Raw genomic sequence first — 17,147 nt, 5'->3', positions numbered from 1 at the left:
GCGCCAAGTGACGGAAGTTTCTGACCTGACGGTGGGCGTGTTCGGCGGGACCGGGCCGCAGGGCCGCGGCCTGGCGTTGCGCTGGGCGCGGGCCGGGCTGAAGGTGATCATCGGGTCGCGCAAGGCCGAACGAGCCGAGGAGACCGCCGCCGAGCTGCGGTCCGAGGCGGGCGTCGAGCACATCACCGGGGTGGACAACGCCGAAGCCGCCCGTCAGGCCGACATCGTGCTGATCGCCGTGCCCTGGGAGGGGCACAAGGCGCTGCTCGAGTCCGTCCGCGCCGAGCTGGCCGGCAAGATCGTCATCGACTGCGTGAACCCGCTCGGCTTCGACAAGCAGGGCCCGTTCGCGCTCCCGGTCGAGGAAGGCAGCGCGGCCCAGCAGGCCGAGGCGCTGCTGCCGGAATCCCGCGTGACCGCCGCCTTCCACCACGTCTCCGCGGTGTCCCTCGCCGACCTCTCGCTGTCCAAAGTGGAGGGTGACGTGCTCGTCCTCGGCGACGACCGCGAAGCCACTGACGTCGTGCGCGCCTTGGCCGAGACCATCCCCGGCTTCCGCGGTGTCTACGGCGGACGGCTGCGCAACGCCCACCAGGTCGAGGCGTTCACGGCCAACCTGATCGCGATCAACCGCCGCTACAAGGCCCATGCCGGTATCCGGATCACCGACATCTGACGACCTCGGCGAGCCCGTGCCGGTGCGTGCACCGGCGCGGGTCGTCAGCCTCGTCCCGTCGCTCACCGATGCGATCGAGACCACCAGATCGGGTCTGATCGTCGGCGCCACCGAGTACTGCACGCATCCGGAATCGCTCGACGTCCCACGAGTGGGCGGTTCGAAGTACCCGAACGTGGACGCCGTGCTCGACCTGGACCCGGACCTCGTGGTCGCCAACGCCGAGGAGAACCGGCCGGAGGACGTGGAACGCCTGCGTGCCAACGGAGTACCCGTGTGGGTGACCGCGGCGGCCGCGTCCGTCCCGGCCGGGCTCGCGTCGGTCCGCCGGCTGCTCACCCAGGGACTCGGCCTGGACGAGCCGTCCTGGCTGCCGGAAGCCGAAGGCCTGTGGCGGGATGCCCAGCCGGCCGAGGCATCCGCGGTCATCCCGGTGTGGCGCCGGCCCTGGATCGTGGTCGGCCGCGACACGTTCGCCGGGGATGTCCTGCACCGCTTGGGAATTCGCAACGTCTACGCGTCGCACGACGACCGCTACCCGCGGCCGCCGCTGGAAGAGCTGCGGGCGAGCGGGGCGGATCTCGTTGTGCTGCCGGACGAACCGTATCCGTTCACCGACACCGACGGGCCCGAAGCGTTCCCGGGCATGCGGTACGCGTTGGTCAACGGCCGCTACCTGACCTGGTGCGGACCGTCGCTCGTCGAGGCGCACGCACACCTCTCAGCCGTGCTGTGACCTGAATGCGGCACAGTGTTCCGCATGCGCGCCTTTTATCCCCCGATCGAGCCATACGAGACCGGCATGCTCGATGTCGGTGACGGGCACCACGTCTACTGGGAGGTCAGCGGGAACCGCGACGGCAAGCCCGCGGTGGTGCTGCACGGCGGTCCGGGCTCGGGCACCTCACCGATCCAGCGCATGCACTTCAACCCCGAGATCTACCGGATCGTGTTGTTCGACCAGCGCGGAGCGGGTCGAAGTACGCCCCATGTGAGCGACCCGGCACACGATCTGGCGACAAACACGACCTGGCACCTGGTCGCCGACATGGAACGGCTGCGCGAGCACCTCGGCATCGAGAAGTGGCTGCTGCTCGGCGGATCCTGGGGCGCGACCCTCGCGCTCGCGTACGCCGAGAAGCACCCCGATCGGGTCACCGAGATCATCCTTCGTGGCGTGTTCACGCTGCGTCAGCTCGAGCTGGACTGGCTCTACGGCGGGGGAGCGGCGCACATCTTCCCGGACGCCTGGGCCGAGTTCGTCGCCCCGGTCCCGCAGAACGAGCGCGACGACATGATCGCGGCCTACCACCGCCTGGTCTTCTCCGACGACCCCGAGACCAGCCGCGCCGCCGCACTGGCCTGGAGCCGCTGGGAAGGCGCGACCGTGTCGACCCAGCTGAACACCGGGAACAGCTACAGCGAGGAACAGTTCGCGGTCGCGTTCGCGCGCATCGCGCTGCATTTCTTCCTGCACAAAGGCTGGCTCGAGGAAGGCCAGCTGATCCGCGACGCGGGCAAACTGGCGGGCATCCCGGGCGTCATCGTGAACGGCCGATACGACATCGTGACGCCGATGATCAGCGCGTACGACCTCGCCCGAGCCTGGCCCGACGCGGAGGGAGTCGGCGTCAACGCCGCGGGTCACGCCGTCGGGGACCCCGGAATCGCGGAGAACCTGCTCGCCGCCACCGACAAGTTCGCGGCGGCGAGCAGGCCCTGACCTAGTGGAAGGTGTGTTCCGGGCCGGGGAATTGGCGGTCGCGGACCTCATTGGCGAATTCCGTGACCGCGCCCGTCAGGACTCCGGCGAGGTCGGCGTAGCGCTTGACGAACTTGGGCGCCTTGCCGGTGCGCAGGCCGGCCATGTCCTGCCAGACGAGGACCTGGGCGTCGCAGTCCGGGCCCGCGCCGATGCCGATGGTCGGGATCTTCAGTTCATGGGTGATCCGCTTGGCCACCTCGCCCGGGACCATCTCCATGACCACGGAGAACGCCCCGGCCTCCTGCAGGGCCAGCGCATCGGCGACCAGCTGGTCACCGGAGTTGCCGCGGCCCTGAACCCGGTACCCACCCAGGTTGTGTTCACTCTGCGGGGTGAAGCCGATGTGACCCATGACCGGGATGCCCGCCGCCGTCAGCGCGGCCACGTGCGGGGCGAAGTGCGCGCCGCCCTCCAGCTTCACCGCGTGCGCACGGCCCTCCTTCATGAACCGCACGCTGGTCTCGACCGCCTGCTGGGGCGACACCTGGTAGGAGCCGAACGGGAGGTCGGCCACCACGAGCGCCCGGCGGGTCGACCGGGTCACCGCCCTGACCAGGGGGATCAGCTCGTCCACGGTCACCGGCAGCGAGGTGTCGTAGCCGTAGACGTTGTTCGAGGCCGAGTCGCCGACCAGCAGCACCGGGATCCCGGCGTTGTCGAACAACGCCGCCGTGTACATGTCGTAGGCCGTGAGCATCGGCCAGGCCTCGCCGCGTTCCTTCATCTCCGCCAGATGGTGGATGCGTACGCGCCGCATGGGTTTCGCACCGTCAGCGGGGGCCGCGCCCGATCCGTAGGGTGCCGCGAGCTCAGAAGACATCGTCGTCCACCGTCCCTTTCCTCAAGGCCCTTGTGGGGTCCCTGGGCTGGTTTGGTTACCGCCAAAGCGTGACAGCAGTACGCGCGGACTGCAGGACCTTGCGAGCAGGCTCACACCCCAGACCCGGCCCCTCAACCCCGGGGTGGAACCGGGTTCAACCCGCACGCCGAAGCGATCAACGCCGGTCCTCGGCCACTGTGACCGGCATGCGGAAACTCGTTCCCAGCATCGCGTTCAACGCGATCGTGCCGTTCGTCGTCTACCTGCTCGTGCGGTCCCACGTGGACTCCGAGGCGACCGCGCTAGCGATCGCCGCCGGCATCCCCGTGCTGTTCACCGCGGCCATATTCATCTGGCGCAAACGCATCGACCCGATCGGCGCGGTCGCCGTGGTGGCCTACGCGATCGTGCTCGCCCTCTCGATCCTGTCCGGCGGCAGCCCGTTGCTGCTCAAGCTCAACGACGCCGTGCTGACCGGGCCGTTCGGCCTGATCTGCCTGGCCTCGCTGGTCGTCGGCAAGCCGCTGCACCTCGTAGTGCACGAGTTCGTCGCCCGCCGCAAGGGCACCGAGGTCTCGCCGTTCGTGCACAAGGCCGCGCCGGTCATCACCGGGATCGTCGGCACCATGCTCACCGTGCACGCCCTGGCCATGCTGTTCATGGCGATCCTGCTGCCCACCGAGACGTTCCTCGCGCTGTCCCGGGTGGTCGGGATCGCCATCATCGCCGCCGGCGTGGGCGCGCTGTTCTGGTACCGGCGCCGGGTCAGCCTTCCCGCCACGCGTTCGTGATCGGCAGCCGGCGGTCCCGGCCGAACGCCTTGAGCGTGATCTTGGTGCCCGGCGGGTACTGGCGGCGCTTGTACTCGGCCATGTCGACCATCCGCAGCACCCGGTCGATCACCTCGCCCGGGAACCCCTGGGCCAGCAGGTCGTCGTAGCCGCGGTCGCCCTCCACGTAGTCGTCAAGGATGTCGTCGAGCAGCTCGTACGGGGGCAGCGAGTCGGTGTCGAGCTGACCTGGGCGCAGCTCCGCCGACGGGGGCTTGCTGATCGAGTTCTCCGGGATCGGCGGGATCTCGCCGCGCTTCTCCGCCTCCGCGTTGCGCCACCGGGCGAGCTGCCAGACCAGGGTCTTGGGCACGTCCTTGATCGGCGCGAACCCGCCGACCGCGTCGCCGTAGATGGTCGAGTAGCCCACCGCGAGCTCGGTCTTGTTGCCGGTGGCCAGCACCAGGTGGCCGAACTGGTTGGACAGGCCCATCAGCGTCACGCCCCGGCAGCGGGCCTGGACGTTCTCCTCGGCCAGGCCGGTCAGGCCGAGCTGCTTGACGAACACGTCGACCATGTCGGCGATCGGCTGGACCTGGTAGTTCGCGCCGAGCCGGCGGGCCAGCTCGGCCGCGTCGTCCTTGGAGTGGTCGCTGGAGTAGTTCGACGGCAGCGAGACGCCGTAGACCGAACCGCCGCCGAGTGCGTCCGCGGCGATCGCTGCCACCACCGCGGAGTCGATCCCGCCGGACAGGCCGAGCGTGATCGACCGGAAGCCGTTCTTGTGCACGTAGTCGCGCAGGCCGGTGACCAGGGCGAACCACACCTCGGCCTCCTCCGGCAGCGGCTCGGCCACCGGCGGCGCGGGAGCGGGCCGGTATGCGGGAACCGGCTCGTCCGACAGCGCGACCCGGCGCACCTCGAACTCGCCGATGGTGCCCTCGGTGCGGCCCGCGGTGGCGGGGAAGTCCATGTCGATGACCATCAGGTGCTCGACGAACTGCGGCGCCCGGGTCAGCAGCGCGCCCTCGGGCGTCACGACCAGCGAGTCACCGTCGAAGACCAGCTCGTCCTGGCCGCCGATCAGGTTCACGTAGACCAGGGGAGCGCCGGCCTCCTTGGACCGCCGCGCGACCAGCGGGAGGCGCTGGTCGTCCTTGTTGCGCTCGTAGGGCGAGGCGTTGGGCGACACGATCAGGTCGACCCCGGCCTGGCCGAGGGCCGCCACCGGGCCGCCGTCCTGCCAGATGTCCTCGCAGATCACCATGCCGATCTCGACGCCGTGCAGCCGCACGATGTCCAGGCTGGTGCCGGGCTTGTAGTAGCGGCGCTCGTCGAACACGCCGTAGTTGGGCAGGTGGTGCTTGAACTGGGTGGCCACCACCTCGCCCCGGTAGAGCACCGCCGCGGCGTTGCGCGGCCCCACCTCGTCGGCGTCCAGGTAACCGACCCATGCGGCCACCTCTCCGCAGCCCGCGTCCGCCAGCCGCTCGGCCAGCTCGCGGATCGTGCGCTGGGAGGCCTGGGTGAACGACTCCCGGATCGAGAGGTCCTCGACCGGGTAGCCGGTCAGCGCCATCTCCGGGAACACCACCAGGTGCGCCCCCGACTCCGCCGCCTTGCGGGTCCACTCGACGATCAGGTCGGCGTTTCCGGCCAGGTCGCCCACCCTCGTGTTGACCTGCGCGGCGGCGATACGTAGCTGAGGCATGGTGACATCCTCCCGCATGTTTTCGCCTGTGAGGCGTAAATGTGGCGCACGGATCATCCCAGATCAGCAATGCTGCCTCACAGCACGGCGCCCTACAACGGGTACGTACCCGCGTAGTTGACCGTGCACACGAGCACATCGCGCCGGGCGTCGACGCCGACGAGCGGGCTGGCGCTGTGCTTGAACCGGGTGTCGTCGAAGATCACGAACTCGCCGGGCTGCAGGACGGTCTTGGCCACGACCCGCTCGTCGGTGATGTCGTGCAGGCTGGTCTCGGCGCCGTCGCCGGCCTTGTCCAGCACGTAGATGACGATGAACCGCTCGTGGTCCTGGTGCGGCCCGGTCACGACGTTCGTGCGGGTACGGAACAGGTTCACCCCGAACGTGCCCCGGTCCAGCCGGTACTCCTCGGGCACCAGGGACAGCATCCCGGTGGTCCACTCCCGGAACCCGGGATGGCTGAGCAGGTCGACCCGGTCGAAGTCACACGGCCCTTCGCGGCCCGCCCGGTTGATGGCGACGGTGTGGTGGCTGGCGAGGTCGACCTGGTCCTCGGACACCCAGTCGTACCGGATGACCTCACGCGCGCGTTCGCGGTCGGCGGGGATGTCGCCGTCGTAGCGCCGGACGATGCGCGGCGTGAAGAAAGCGGCGTGGAAATCCCGCCGGAAGTCCGCGGTCAGCCCGAGCCGGTCCTCGTCACCGAGGTGGAAACCCGCGGCCCGCATGTCGTCCCAGGCCGTCCGCAGGTAATCTTGGCTGATCTCGGGAATGGTCGAGTCGATCACTATTCAGCCCCACAATAAGGTCGGCACAGCGCATCAGTTGGTAAAGAACTCTTCTTTCACGGCGTGGATTAGCTGCCGGGACTCGTCCGGGTCGAGCGCGGTCCTGACCAGCTCGTCGTAGTAGCGGCGGTACCGGCCGACGCGGTCCTTCTCCTCGATGTAGAAGAACCCGGCGTGCGTCTCGACGCTGACGATGTCGCGATCGTAATCGTCGAACTCGAAATACGCGTACATACCGGTGCTGGTGAACGGCGGCGTCGCCGAGAATGGCAGCACCCGGAGTTCGACATTTGACATTCCGGACTGTTCGATCAGGTAGTCGAGCTGACCGCGCATGATTTCCGCCGAGCCGACCAGCTGCCGCACGCTCGATTCGTGCGTGACCGCGATCAGCCGCAGCGGGGCCAGGTCCTGGTCCTCGCGGGACTTCAGCGCCGCCTTGCGCTTCTCCCGGACCTCCAGCAGCTGCTCGAGTTCGGAAGGCGACCGCAACGGTTCCATCCGCTTGAGCAGGGCCCTCGTGTACTCCCTGGTCTGCAACAGCACCGGCAGTACCGGGATCGTGTAGACGCGGGCGATCGACGCCTCGGCCTCGGTCGCCAGGTAGTCGCTCAGGCCGCTCGACAGGTCGTAGTCCTCCCACCAGGCCCGCTCGCCCGCGGCGCGGGCCCAGCGGGTCAGCTGCCGGGCCTGGTCGGTGTTCTCGATCCGGTAGTGGCGGATCAGGTCGCGCACGTCCCGCGGCTGTGGTTTGCCTTGGGCGTTCTCCAGGCGGGAGAGCTTGGAGGTCGAGATCAACAGCGCGGTGGCGACGTCCTCCAGCGTGGCCCCGGAAGCCTCGCGCAGCTCCTTGAGGGCGTTGGCCAGTTGCTTGCGCGGCATCAGGGGACCGGGCATGTCCACCTCACCTGATCTCGGCTGCGGTTGATCCAGACAGTGCCATGTGGGAACAACCTCATGGGATTCCCACAAGCGCGGATCGTACACACATGGTCGGACAGTGGACCGCAACCGGCCATCATTTCGTTACGTGGCAACTAAAACGTACGTATATCCGGTGATCACGAACTGGAACAATTCGCGGGATCCGCCATTTTGGGAATTGCACAGTGACATGCCCACCCCGCATACTCCCAGTGGGAGGAGGAGAGTCATGAACACGCTTCAGGCGACGCCGCCGCACCACCGCGTGATCCTCGCCGTCGACATCGAGGACTCGACGAGCCGGACGAACACCGCGAAGGCCGCCCTCAGGCGAGTCATGTACGAACTGCTGGAGGAATGCCTGATCGCCGCGGGTGTCCCGGAGGAGTACCGGGACCCGCTGGTCGACCGGGGCGACGGGATCCTGGTCCTGATCCACCCGGTCGACGAGGTGCCGAAAACGTTGTTGCTGAGTGCGGTCGCGCCCATTCTGGAAACATTGTTATCGCGGAACGCCGATCAGTTCCCCGGACAGAAACTGCGGCTCAGAGCGGTCGTGCACGCCGGTGAGGTGCACTACGACGGCCGGGGGTGTTTCGGCGAGGCCCTGGACGTGGCCTTCCGCCTGCTGGACGCCGAGGAGGTCAAGGAGCGGTTCCGGCAGGTGGCGAGCCCGCTGTTGCTGGTCGTGTCCGACGACATCCACCAGTCGGTAGTGCGGCACGGCTACGACGGCATCAACACCAGGGACTACGTGCCGGCCGCGTTCGTGAACGTGGCCGGCACGGTGCGCCTGGGCTGGAGCAGGAGCGCTAGCGCTCCGCGCGGATCTTCTTCACTTGTGCCCTGACCTTCTTGAGGGCCTGCTCCGCGTCGGAGTCGAACGGGTTGTCGTAGACCATGTAGGTCCACGTCGAGGTCGGCCGCTTGAGGCCGGCCTCTTCCAGTTCGGCGCCCTTCTCGCTGATCTTGACCGTGTCGAAGCTGGCCTCGGCGGTCTCGTGCGCCTCCGGGACGATCTGGTTGAACGCGGGCACCACGGCGCGGTGGAACTCGTCGATCGGCGTCTCCTTGGCCAGCGCCCGCAGGTGCACGGTCTCCCGGACGTCCGCGGTGAACCCGAGGTGGTCGACCCAGCGGCGGTCCAGGTGGTACAGCAGGATCTGCCGGGCGGCGTTGGCCACCAGCTCCTCGCCGTACTGGTCGACCAGCTCCTTGTGCCGGTCCGGGGCGTGTTTCACGAACAGCTTGTCCGCGACGTCGGTGTGCAGGATCCGGTCGCGGTGCTCCATGATGATGTCCCGCTGCTGCTCGATCAGCCGCGTGTACCGCCAGGTGTTGCGGTGGATCTCCAGCTCGACGCCCTCGGCGACCTTCTGCGCGTGCACCACGAACGCCCGCGCGGTCTTGTCCTTGACCAGCCCGTCCTCGCCGGGCGGCTCCTTGAGCACGTGCAGCTGCACCTCGGGGGCGTACTGGATCAGCTGCTCGTCCTCCAGGCTGGAGAAGAACACCGACCCGCCCGGGTCGCCCTGCCGGCCCGCGCGGCCGCGCAGCTGGTCGTCCAGCCGGGACGACGGGTAGTGCCCGGTCCCGATCACGTACAACCCGCCCAGCTCGGCGACCTTGTCGTGGTCGGACTCGTCGTGCCCGCCGAGCCGGATGTCGGTGCCGCGGCCGGCCATCTGGGTGGACACGGTGATCGCGCCGTACGCGCCCGCCTCGGCCACGATCGCGGCCTCCTCGGCGTCGTTCTTGGCGTTGAGGACCACCGACTGCAGGCCCTTCTCGCCCAGCCGCTTGGCGATCCGCTCCGACTCGGCCACGTCCAGGGTGCCGACCAGGATCGGCCGCCCCTTCTCGTGCGCGTCGATGATCTCGGAGATCAGCGCGTCTTCCTTGGCCTCCTCGGTCGTGTACAACCGGATCAGCTCGTCCTCGCGCACACAGGGCTTGTTCGGCGCGATCACGGCGACCTCGAGCTTGTAGAACTCGCGCAGCTGCTCGGCGACCGCGACGGCGGTACCGGTCATCCCGGCCACCTTCGGGTAGCGGGCGATCAGCGCCTGCACCGTGATGTTGTCCAGCACCTCGCCGCTCTCGGTGGCCGCGACGGCCTCCTTGGCCTCCACGGCCGCCTGCAGGCCATCCGGCCACCGCTGCAGCGCGGCGATCCGGCCGCGGGCGGTGTTGATCAGCTGGACCTTGTTGTCCCGCACGATGTAGTCGACGTCCCGCTCCAGCAGCGCGTGCGCGTGCAGGGCGACGTTCACCGCGGCCAGGTACGGGCTGTCCTCGGCATACAGGTCCACTCCGCCGAGGGCCTTCTCGACCGCCTTGGCGCCGGACGGGGTCAGCCAGGCGTTGCGGCCGTCCTCGTCCTCCTCGTAGTGGATGCCCGAGCGCAGCCGCCGGACGATCTCGGCCATGTCCGCGTCCCGCTCGACGCCTTCGGCGGTGCCGGCCATCACCAGCGGCACCTTGGCCTCGTCGACCAGCACCGAGTCGGCCTCGTCGATCAGCGCCACCTGCACGTTGTGCGGGCGCTGGACCTCCTGTGCGGGGTCGGTGGCCAGCCGGTCGCGCAGCAGGTCGAAGCCGATCTCGCTGACCGAGCCGTAGCAGACCTCGGCCTCGTAGGCGGCCCGCCGGTGCTCGGCGGTGATCCGCTCGCCGACGTACCCGACGGTGACGCCCAGCAGGTCGTAGACCGGCTGCATCCACTCGGCGTCGCGCTTGGCCAGGTAGTCGTTCACCGAGATGACGTGCACCTGCTTGCCGCGCACGGCGAACCCGCCCGCGGCCAGCGCACCGGCCAGGGTCTTGCCCTCACCGGTCGCCATCTGCACGACATGCCCGGCGAGCATGCCCATCACACCCAGCAACTGCACGTCGTACGGACGCTCGTTCAGCGCGCGCTTGGCGGCCTCACGGGCCAGCGCGCAGTACTCGACCAGCTCGTCGTCCCCGAAGTCCCGGTCCGCCCGCAGCTTGCCGACCTTCGCGGTCAGCTCCTCGTCGCTCAGCTTCGCGATGTCGGACTCGCGGTCTTCGATCTTGGGCAGCAAGGCCTCGTACTTGGTGAGCTCCACCGAAGCGGGTCGTTCCATCAACCGGCGCAACCGGTTGCGGACCCGGGTGAGCATCGTGGCCACGCGGCACCTCCAACAGCACGGACAGACACAGCCTTAACGCGACGGTGTCGATATCGAGTTCCGCCCCGGCCCGGTTTTCGCTCGATGGCAGTATCGAGTCGTGACCCCGTTCGGCCGTACCTGGCGATTTTCCCTCGCATTCGCGCTGGTCGCAGCATGCGCGGCCTGCACGTCCTCCACCGGCGCGCCCGCAGTCCCGCCAACGACCGAACAACGGGGGCCGACGGGGACGGTACCGGCTGGACTGGAACGGTTCTACGGGCAGCCGCTCACCTGGGGTGACTGTGCCGGATTTGCCCGGACTTCGGACGACCAGAGCACATTGAAGTCGCGCACCGCAAGATGCGCACGTCTGACAGTGCCGTTGAGTTACGCCGACCCCGGCGGGCGGACCATCACGCTCGGCCTGCTGCGGATGCCGGCGGGTGACCCACAGCGACGGATCGGCTCGCTGGTGATCAACCCCGGCGGCCCGGGCGTCTCCGGTCTCGCGCCCGCGCTGCGGCTGGCCGAGCAGTCCAAGAACTCCGATCTCGGCAAGCGGTTCGACTTCGTCGGGTTCGACCCGCGCGGGGTCGCCTCCAGCGAACCGGCCATCCGGTGCCTGTCCGACCAGGAACGGGACACCGAACGTGCCGAGGACGACGAGCTCGACTCGTCGCCTGCCGGGGTGGCCAAGGTCGAGGGCGAGCAGAAGGACTACGTGAGCAAGTGCGTGCAGCGCACCGGCGACGGCGCGGACATGCTCGCGAACATGGGCAGCCGGGACGTTGCCAAGGACCTGGACGTCATGCGGTCGGCCCTGGGCGACGACAAGCTGACGTACCTCGGCATCTCGTACGGCACCCGGATCGGCACGACCTACGCCGAAACGTTCCCTAACAACGTCAGAGCGCTGGTCCTCGACGGCGCCCTCGACCCGAACCAGAACGTGGTCGACGAGCTCGTCGCGCAGGGCGAGGGCTTTCAGAAGGCCTTCGACGCCTTCAGCGCGTGGTGCGTCAAACGTCAGGACTGCGCGCTGGGCCAGGACGCGGGCAGGGTCCTGCCGAACTACCTCGGCCTGGTCCGCCCGCTCGCCGACCGTCCCTTGGATCTCGGCAACGGCCGCAAGCTGTCCTACTCGGACGCGACCACCGGCGTGATCCAGGCCCTGTACGCAGCGGACCTGTGGGAACCGTTGAACAACGGCCTCGCGGAGTTGAAGCGTCAGCGCGGCACCACGTTGATGCTGCTGGCGGACACGTACTTCGAGCGCGACTCCAACGGCCACTACTCGACGACCCAGGACGCGTTCACGGCCGTGCGTTGCGTGGATGACCCGCGCGTGACGGACAAGAACCTGATCCTGGAAGCGCAACGGCGGTACAAGGAGGTCGCGCCATTCCTCGACGACGGCCGCCCGGCCAGCCCGGCGCTGGACGCGTGCGCGTTCTGGCCGGTACCCAACACGGGGTCACCGCACCTGCCGAACGTGCCTGGGCTGCCGCCCATTCTGGTGATCTCGACGACCGGGGACCCCGCGACGCCGTACCAGGCGGGCGTGAACCTGGCCAAAGCCCTCAACGGTGCGCTGTTGACCTACGAGGCGACTCAGCACACGGCGTTCCTGCAAGGGCACGCCTGTGTGGACGACGCAGGTGTGAACTATCTGGTGAACCTCACGCCCCCGCCCAGCGGTAAACGCTGTTCGTAGTTAGGTAACGACGCTATGTTGTCGACCGATCGTGTACACATGCGCCGCTCTTGGGGACTGGGAGCGCTGGGGGTCCTCACCGCGCTCGTCACTGCGTGCTCCAGCGTGGTGTCCGGAACTCCGGTCGCCGTCCAGCTGACGAAGGCCGGCCCGGCGGGACCGGTTCCGGCTGGGCTGGAACGGTTCTACGGTCAACCCCTGTCCTGGGGCTCGTGTTCGCGGTTCGCCGAGGACGAGATCAGCGAGCAGCTGTACGGCGGGCGCGAGCTCGACTGCGCCCTGCTGACGGTGCCGATCGACTACGCACAGCCACAAGGCAAGACCGCCCAACTGGGTCTGTTGCGCAAGAAGGCGACCTCGCAATCCGGCCGGGTCGGCGCGGTCGTGCTCAACCCGGGCGGCCCCGGCGAGTCCGGGATGACCGCCGCGGCGAGCATCGCCAAGGACAACTGGACCGGCGAGCTGGGCAAGCGGTTCGACCTGGTCGGGTTCGACCCGCGCGGCGTCGGCGCCAGCACGCCCCGGGTGAAGTGCTTGTCCGACAAGGAGAAGGACGCCGAAAGGCTGGAGCCGCCGATCGAGGGCGCGGACGCGGTGGCCCGGATCGAGAAGAAGAACCAGGAGTTCGCCGGCAAGTGCGCGGCCGCGACGGGCAAGGACCTGCTCGCGAACGTCGGCACGCGGGACGTCGCGCGGGACATGGACGTGCTGCGTTCGGTGCTGGGCGAACAAAAGCTGACCTACCTCGGGTACTCCTACGGCACACGGATCGGAACCGCTTACGCCGAGGCGTTCCCGGGCAACGTGCGGGCGATGGTGCTCGACGGTGCCGTGGAAGCGAACTCCGATCGAGTGACCCAGAAGGTCGGGCAGATCAACGGGTTCAAGAAGGCGTTCGACGAGTACGCCAAGTCCTGCGCGCAGAAACAGACCTGTCCGCTGGGCACCGACCCGGCGCAGGCCGAGGCGCAGCTGGACAAGATGCTGGAACCGTTGAAGAAACAGCCGCTCGCGGTCGGCGACCGGCAGATGTCCTATTCGGACGCGACCATCGCCGTGGCCCAGGGGCTGTACAGCGACCAACTGTGGGATCCGCTGACCCAGGGGTTGCAAGATCTCGCCAAGGGCAAGGGCGGCCTGCTGCTCCGGTTCTCGGATTTCTACCAGGGACGTGACGACAGCGGCCGCTACACCGGCGTGATGGACGCGTTCACCGCGATCCACTGCGTGGACGAGCCGCCGGTGAAGGACCGGGCCGTCGTCGAGGACGAGACCCGCCGGGTCAAGGCGGCCGCACCGCCGAGCCCGGTGGAGGACGAGGAGGACTTCCAGCCGGCGCTGGACACCTGCGCGTTCTGGCCGGTCCCGAACACCGGGGCACCGCACGAACCGAAGACCGCGGGCCTGCCGAAGCTCCTGGTGATCTCCACGACCAACGACCCGGCCACCCCGTACCAGGCGGGCGTGAACCTGGCCAAGTCCCTCGGCGCCGGCCTGCTCACCGTCGAAGGCACCCGCCACACCGCATACCTGCAGGACATCCTGTGCGTGGACAAGCTCGTCGACGCCTACCTCATCGACCTCAAACAACCGGCCGAAGGGACCAAATGCAGCTAGCGTCCCATTTGGACCGGAACGTCCCGGTGTAGTCGGATGAGCGCGGGCGTGCCATTCTGTGCGCATGCGTTCCCGCCGCGCTTTCGTCAGCTCGGTCGTTGCCGCGCTGCTCATGACTGTTCCTGGGTGTGGTCTGCTGTCGGGCAACTCCACCGATACACCGCCGTCCGGTCCGGCCAACGCCAGGATTCGTTTAGGCGTTATCCCCATTGTCGACGTCGCCCCGGTGTACATCGCCTTACGCAAGGGGTACTTCAAGGACGAGGGCGTGGACGTCGAGCTGAAACAGATCCAGGGCGGTGCCGCCGGTGTGCCGCTGCTGGTCAACGGCGAGCTGGACGTGACCTTCGGTAACTGGGTTTCCTTTCTCGCCGCGCAGGCCAAGGGCGCGGCGGACCTGAAGTTCGTGGCGGACGGGTATCGCGGCAAACCGGGGATGTTCCTGGTGCTGGCGCCGCCGGACACGCCGCTGCACACCGCGGCCGACCTGGCCGGCAAGAAGATCGCCGTGAACACCCGCGGGAACGTCGCCGAGCTGGCGGTGCGGGCGGCGATGAAGGCGCAGAACGTGGATCCCGGCGGCGTGCAGTTCACCGAGATGGCCTTCCCGGACATGCAGGCGGCGTTGCAGCGCAAGGACATCGACGCCGCACTGGTGGTCGAGCCGTTCATCACCCGTGCGGCCCAGCAGATCGGCGCGGTCACCGTGCTGGACACGATGGCCGGCCAGGCCGAGGACCTGCCCATCGGCGGCTACGCCACCAGCGCCAAGTTCGCCCGCGAGAACCCGATCGTGCTCGACGCGTTCCGCCGCGCGCTGACCAAGGCGCAGCGCGACGCCTCGACCCGCAGCGAGGTCGAGGCGGTGATCACCGACTACGCCAAGGTGGACAAGTCGATCGCGTCGGTGCTGCACTTCGGTTCGTACCCCAACAGCATCGACGTGGCCAGACTGCGCAAGGTGGTGGACCTGATGCGGGCCAACGGAATGCTCACCGGCGACGTCGACCCGCAGGCGATGCTGTTCTAGAGGGCCTTCAACCGGCTGATCCGCCGCAGCGCGAGCCACACCAGCCCGGCGGTCAGCGCGAGGTAGACGAGGATCTCCAGGAACTGCAGCACGGCCATCCGGTCCAGCGGCTGGTAGTCCACGTAGTGCCCGCGGATTCCCGTGCGGGAAAGGCATTCCGCCTGCAGCTCCCGGGTGTGGCTGGTCAGGCTGCACTCGTACATGTCGCCGGAGGGCACGGTGACCTCATTGCCGTGGTCGCCGAGAAACCCTTCGCCCACCCACAGGACGTCGTCCGGCGGTGGATCCTGGAACACGCGGACCGGGAGCTCCCATGGGGTGGCGATCCGGGCCGGCGGCAGCAAGTGCGGCCGGATGCTCGTGGCGAACAGGATCCGGACCAGCACATAGGTGGCCAGTGTCGCGGCGACGGCGAACACGCTCTGCCGGAACAGCGCGCTGAACAGCACCCCGAGCGCGATCGCGAACAACGTGTAGGTGATGGCCATGAAGACGTTGGCCTCGAACGTGATCGCGGTGAATCCCCGGACCGGCAGGTCACTGATCATGAACCGCTCGATGACGTTCAGGGCCACCGTCAGCGCGACGGCCGGGACCGCGAGCACCACCAGGTTGGCGCGCAACCACTGCCGCGGTGTCGCGTCCTGCGTCCACGACACCAGGTGCGTGCGGTTGTCGAACTCCCTGGCCACCAACGGCGCCACCCAGAACGCGCCGATCACCGCCGACAACGCGACCGGCAGGTACGGCTTCCACCACACGATGTAGATGTCCATCACGAACCCGAACGGCCGGTCCGGGCCGGAGAGCAAGGCGAACAACGCGATCGCGGTGATCAGCCCACCGGTCACCAGAATGGCGGCCCGGTGTTGCCGCCACCCGATCCAAACCCAGCTGCGCCAACCGATCCGGTCGCGTTCGATGACGGTCACGCCGCGCCTCCGTCCCGGCTGCGAGCCAGGTGCGCGACCACGATGTCCTCGATCGACGCGGGTTCGGCGACCACACCCTCGGGCGGTTCCGGTTCACCGGTGAGCCGGACCATCGACGTGCCGTCCGGCCCGGTGAAATGCCAGTGCTGGGACTGAAGCTCGTCGAGGCCGCCATCGAGGATCAGATTCCCCTTGCCCAGCAACAACAAGTTGTCGGCCACACCCACGATCTCGGCCACGATGTGCGTCGACAGCACCACCGCCGTCCCGCTGTCCGCGGCCTCGGTGAGTAACTCACTGGTGACTTCCTTGCGCACCAACGGATCCAGGTTAGCCAACGGCTCGTCCAGCAGCAACAGATCCGGCCGGGCCCCTATCGCCATCGCCAGCGCGACCTGCGTCCGCTGGCCGCCCGACAACCGCCCACACGGCAGCTTCGGGTTGACCCGGAAGCGTTTCAGCCACTGCTCGGCCCGCTCCTGGTCCCAGATCCGGTTGAGATGACGGGCCAGCGCCAGCATCTCGTTGCCGGTGAACCGCTCGTACAACGGTTTGTCCTGCGCCACGAAAGCGATCCGGCCGTCGGTGCGCACCTGTCCCTCGTCGGGTGCGAGCAGTCCGGAAAGGATGGACAGCAAAGTCGTCTTGCCGGACCCGTTCGCGCCCACCAGCGCGGTGATCTGCCCGCACCGCAACTCGAAACCGCAGTCCCGCAACGCCCATTTGTCACCGTAGCGTTTGCCGAGGCCCTCGACCCGCTGGATGACGTTGTCCACCACCGCGACCGTCACGTTCATGCCCCCTTGTCGGTGAGGACCGCGCGCACCAGCGCCTCGATGTCCTCGTTGTCCAGTCCCGCCGCATGCGCCTCGGCGACCCACTTGCCGAGCCGTTCGCGCAGTTCGTCCAGCGTCTCCTGGCTGGCGGTCCCCAGTGACGCCGAGACGAACGTGCCGGAGCCCTGCCGCGCCTCCACCAGGCCGGACAGTTCCAGCTCGCGGTACGCCTTGAGCACCGTGTTGGCGTTCACCCCACTGCTCCTGACCACATCCCGCACGGTGGGCAGGCGGTCCCCGGGCGCCAGCCACCCCAGCCGCAACGCCTCCCGGACCTGCCGGACCAGCTGCAGATAGGCGGGCAACCCAGCGCTCCGGTCGATCCGGAACTCCACCAGCCCCCTCCAGAATTGTTCTACTTAACTAAGACACTAGCTAACTAGAACACCCACCCCCGGTCAACCCCCCACAAAACCCCCAAACCCAA

16 protein-coding genes are annotated in these 17,147 nt (G+C 68.3%); 8 read left to right on the top strand and 8 right to left on the bottom strand.

Going from position 1 to position 17,147, the window contains the following annotated elements:
* Positions 1–7 precede the first annotated feature (7 nt).
* From npdG to pip, 3 genes are read left to right on the top strand one after another with little or no spacing between them, the layout of a single operon-like run.
* A complete protein-coding gene (gene npdG, locus AB0J95_RS40360) occupies positions 8–676 on the top strand; it encodes an NADPH-dependent F420 reductase (RefSeq protein WP_364770269.1) in 669 nt (222 codons plus the stop codon).
* A complete protein-coding gene (locus tag AB0J95_RS40355; protein ID WP_364770267.1) occupies positions 648–1,412 on the top strand; it encodes a helical backbone metal receptor in 765 nt (254 codons plus the stop codon). Before npdG ends, AB0J95_RS40355 begins: the two co-directional genes overlap by 29 nt.
* Positions 1,413–1,436: 24 nt before the next feature.
* Positions 1,437–2,399 carry a prolyl aminopeptidase gene (gene pip / locus AB0J95_RS40350; RefSeq protein WP_364770265.1) on the top strand — a complete coding sequence of 321 codons (963 nt, stop codon included), beginning with the start codon at positions 1,437–1,439 and terminating at the stop codon, positions 2,397–2,399.
* Between the two features lies 1 nt (position 2,400).
* On the opposite strand, the gene panB is transcribed toward pip, so the two are convergent.
* Positions 2,401–3,261 (bottom strand): 3-methyl-2-oxobutanoate hydroxymethyltransferase, encoded by an 861-nt coding sequence (gene panB, locus AB0J95_RS40345; RefSeq protein ID WP_364770263.1) that lies wholly within the window; start codon positions 3,259–3,261, stop codon positions 2,401–2,403.
* A gap of 206 nt (positions 3,262–3,467) precedes the next feature.
* Here panB and AB0J95_RS40340 point away from each other — a divergent pair, with 206 nt between their 5' ends.
* Complete coding sequence (locus AB0J95_RS40340) at positions 3,468–4,052, top strand: VC0807 family protein (protein WP_364770261.1); 585 nt, start codon at positions 3,468–3,470, stop codon at positions 4,050–4,052.
* Here the strand turns inward: AB0J95_RS40340 and AB0J95_RS40335 are convergent.
* The 3 genes from AB0J95_RS40335 to AB0J95_RS40325 all read right to left on the bottom strand — a co-directional run bounded on the left by AB0J95_RS40335 (position 4,027) and on the right by AB0J95_RS40325 (position 7,427).
* Positions 4,027–5,742, bottom strand: coding sequence for an NAD+ synthase (locus AB0J95_RS40335; protein WP_364770259.1), 1,716 nt, complete (start codon positions 5,740–5,742; stop codon positions 4,027–4,029). The genes AB0J95_RS40340 and AB0J95_RS40335 overlap by 26 nt on opposite strands.
* 92 nt (positions 5,743–5,834) lie before the next feature.
* Positions 5,835–6,530 (bottom strand): 2OG-Fe dioxygenase family protein, encoded by a 696-nt coding sequence (locus tag AB0J95_RS40330; protein WP_364770257.1) that lies wholly within the window; start codon positions 6,528–6,530, stop codon positions 5,835–5,837.
* Positions 6,531–6,563: 33 nt separating this feature from the next.
* Entirely contained in the window at positions 6,564–7,427 is an 864-nt protein-coding gene (locus AB0J95_RS40325) for a helix-turn-helix transcriptional regulator (protein WP_364770256.1), read from the bottom strand.
* A gap of 256 nt (positions 7,428–7,683) precedes the next feature.
* Here AB0J95_RS40325 and AB0J95_RS40320 point away from each other — a divergent pair, with 256 nt between their 5' ends.
* Complete coding sequence (locus tag AB0J95_RS40320) at positions 7,684–8,304, top strand: hypothetical protein (RefSeq protein ID WP_364770254.1); 621 nt, start codon at positions 7,684–7,686, stop codon at positions 8,302–8,304.
* On the opposite strand, the gene secA2 is transcribed toward AB0J95_RS40320, so the two are convergent.
* Complete coding sequence (gene secA2, locus AB0J95_RS40315; RefSeq protein ID WP_364770679.1) at positions 8,267–10,600, bottom strand: accessory Sec system translocase SecA2; 2,334 nt, start codon at positions 10,598–10,600, stop codon at positions 8,267–8,269. The two genes, AB0J95_RS40320 and secA2, sit on opposite strands and share 38 nt — an antisense overlap.
* Before the next feature lie 154 nt (positions 10,601–10,754).
* Between secA2 and AB0J95_RS40310 the strand changes: the two genes are divergently transcribed.
* The 3 genes from AB0J95_RS40310 (at position 10,755) to AB0J95_RS40300 (ending at position 14,952) form a co-directional block, all read left to right on the top strand.
* Complete coding sequence (locus AB0J95_RS40310) at positions 10,755–12,305, top strand: alpha/beta hydrolase (protein WP_364770677.1); 1,551 nt, start codon at positions 10,755–10,757, stop codon at positions 12,303–12,305.
* 39 nt (positions 12,306–12,344) lie between these two features.
* Positions 12,345–13,922 (top strand): alpha/beta hydrolase, encoded by a 1,578-nt coding sequence (locus AB0J95_RS40305; protein WP_364770252.1) that lies wholly within the window; start codon positions 12,345–12,347, stop codon positions 13,920–13,922.
* 64 nt (positions 13,923–13,986) lie between these two features.
* A complete protein-coding gene (locus AB0J95_RS40300; RefSeq protein WP_364770250.1) occupies positions 13,987–14,952 on the top strand; it encodes an ABC transporter substrate-binding protein in 966 nt (321 codons plus the stop codon).
* Here the strand turns inward: AB0J95_RS40300 and AB0J95_RS40295 are convergent.
* The 3 genes from AB0J95_RS40295 to AB0J95_RS40285 are packed head-to-tail and all read right to left on the bottom strand — an operon-like array spanning position 14,949 to position 17,058.
* Positions 14,949–15,884, bottom strand: coding sequence for a hypothetical protein (locus AB0J95_RS40295; protein WP_364770248.1), 936 nt, complete (start codon positions 15,882–15,884; stop codon positions 14,949–14,951). The genes AB0J95_RS40300 and AB0J95_RS40295 overlap by 4 nt on opposite strands.
* Positions 15,881–16,681: an ABC transporter ATP-binding protein gene (locus AB0J95_RS40290; protein WP_364770246.1), complete on the bottom strand. Its 801-nt coding sequence runs from the start codon at positions 16,679–16,681 to the stop codon at positions 15,881–15,883. The genes AB0J95_RS40295 and AB0J95_RS40290 overlap by 4 nt, the downstream gene beginning before the upstream one ends.
* On the bottom strand, positions 16,678–17,058 hold the full coding sequence (locus AB0J95_RS40285) for a GntR family transcriptional regulator (protein WP_364770675.1): 381 nt from the start codon (positions 17,056–17,058) through the stop codon (positions 16,678–16,680). The genes AB0J95_RS40290 and AB0J95_RS40285 overlap by 4 nt, the downstream gene beginning before the upstream one ends.
* Positions 17,059–17,147: the final 89 nt, after the last annotated feature.

Source organism: Actinocrispum sp. NPDC049592, from assembly GCF_040675465.1.
Taxonomy (GTDB): domain Bacteria; phylum Actinomycetota; class Actinomycetes; order Mycobacteriales; family Pseudonocardiaceae; genus Kibdelosporangium.
Note: the sequence above shows the minus strand (reverse complement) of the source record. Positions and strands in the feature narration are given on the sequence as shown.

Excerpts from the sequence above, each read along its gene's own strand:
- AB0J95_RS40290 (WP_364770246.1), bottom strand. The coding sequence starts at position 16,681 with ATGAACGTGACGGTCGCGGTGGTGGACAACGTCATCCAGCGGGTCGAG.
- AB0J95_RS40335 (WP_364770259.1), bottom strand. The coding sequence starts at position 5,742 with ATGCCTCAGCTACGTATCGCCGCCGCGCAGGTCAACACGAGGGTGGGC.
- AB0J95_RS40300 (WP_364770250.1), top strand. The coding sequence starts at position 13,987 with ATGCGTTCCCGCCGCGCTTTCGTCAGCTCGGTCGTTGCCGCGCTGCTC.
- pip (WP_364770265.1), top strand. The coding sequence starts at position 1,437 with ATGCGCGCCTTTTATCCCCCGATCGAGCCATACGAGACCGGCATGCTC.
- AB0J95_RS40340 (WP_364770261.1), top strand. The coding sequence starts at position 3,468 with ATGCGGAAACTCGTTCCCAGCATCGCGTTCAACGCGATCGTGCCGTTC.
- AB0J95_RS40320 (WP_364770254.1), top strand. The coding sequence starts at position 7,684 with ATGAACACGCTTCAGGCGACGCCGCCGCACCACCGCGTGATCCTCGCC.
- secA2 (WP_364770679.1), bottom strand. The coding sequence starts at position 10,600 with ATGCTCACCCGGGTCCGCAACCGGTTGCGCCGGTTGATGGAACGACCC.
- AB0J95_RS40355 (WP_364770267.1), top strand. The coding sequence starts at position 648 with ATGCCGGTATCCGGATCACCGACATCTGACGACCTCGGCGAGCCCGTG.
- AB0J95_RS40305 (WP_364770252.1), top strand. The coding sequence starts at position 12,345 with ATGCGCCGCTCTTGGGGACTGGGAGCGCTGGGGGTCCTCACCGCGCTC.
- panB (WP_364770263.1), bottom strand. The coding sequence starts at position 3,261 with ATGTCTTCTGAGCTCGCGGCACCCTACGGATCGGGCGCGGCCCCCGCT.
- AB0J95_RS40325 (WP_364770256.1), bottom strand. The coding sequence starts at position 7,427 with ATGCCCGGTCCCCTGATGCCGCGCAAGCAACTGGCCAACGCCCTCAAG.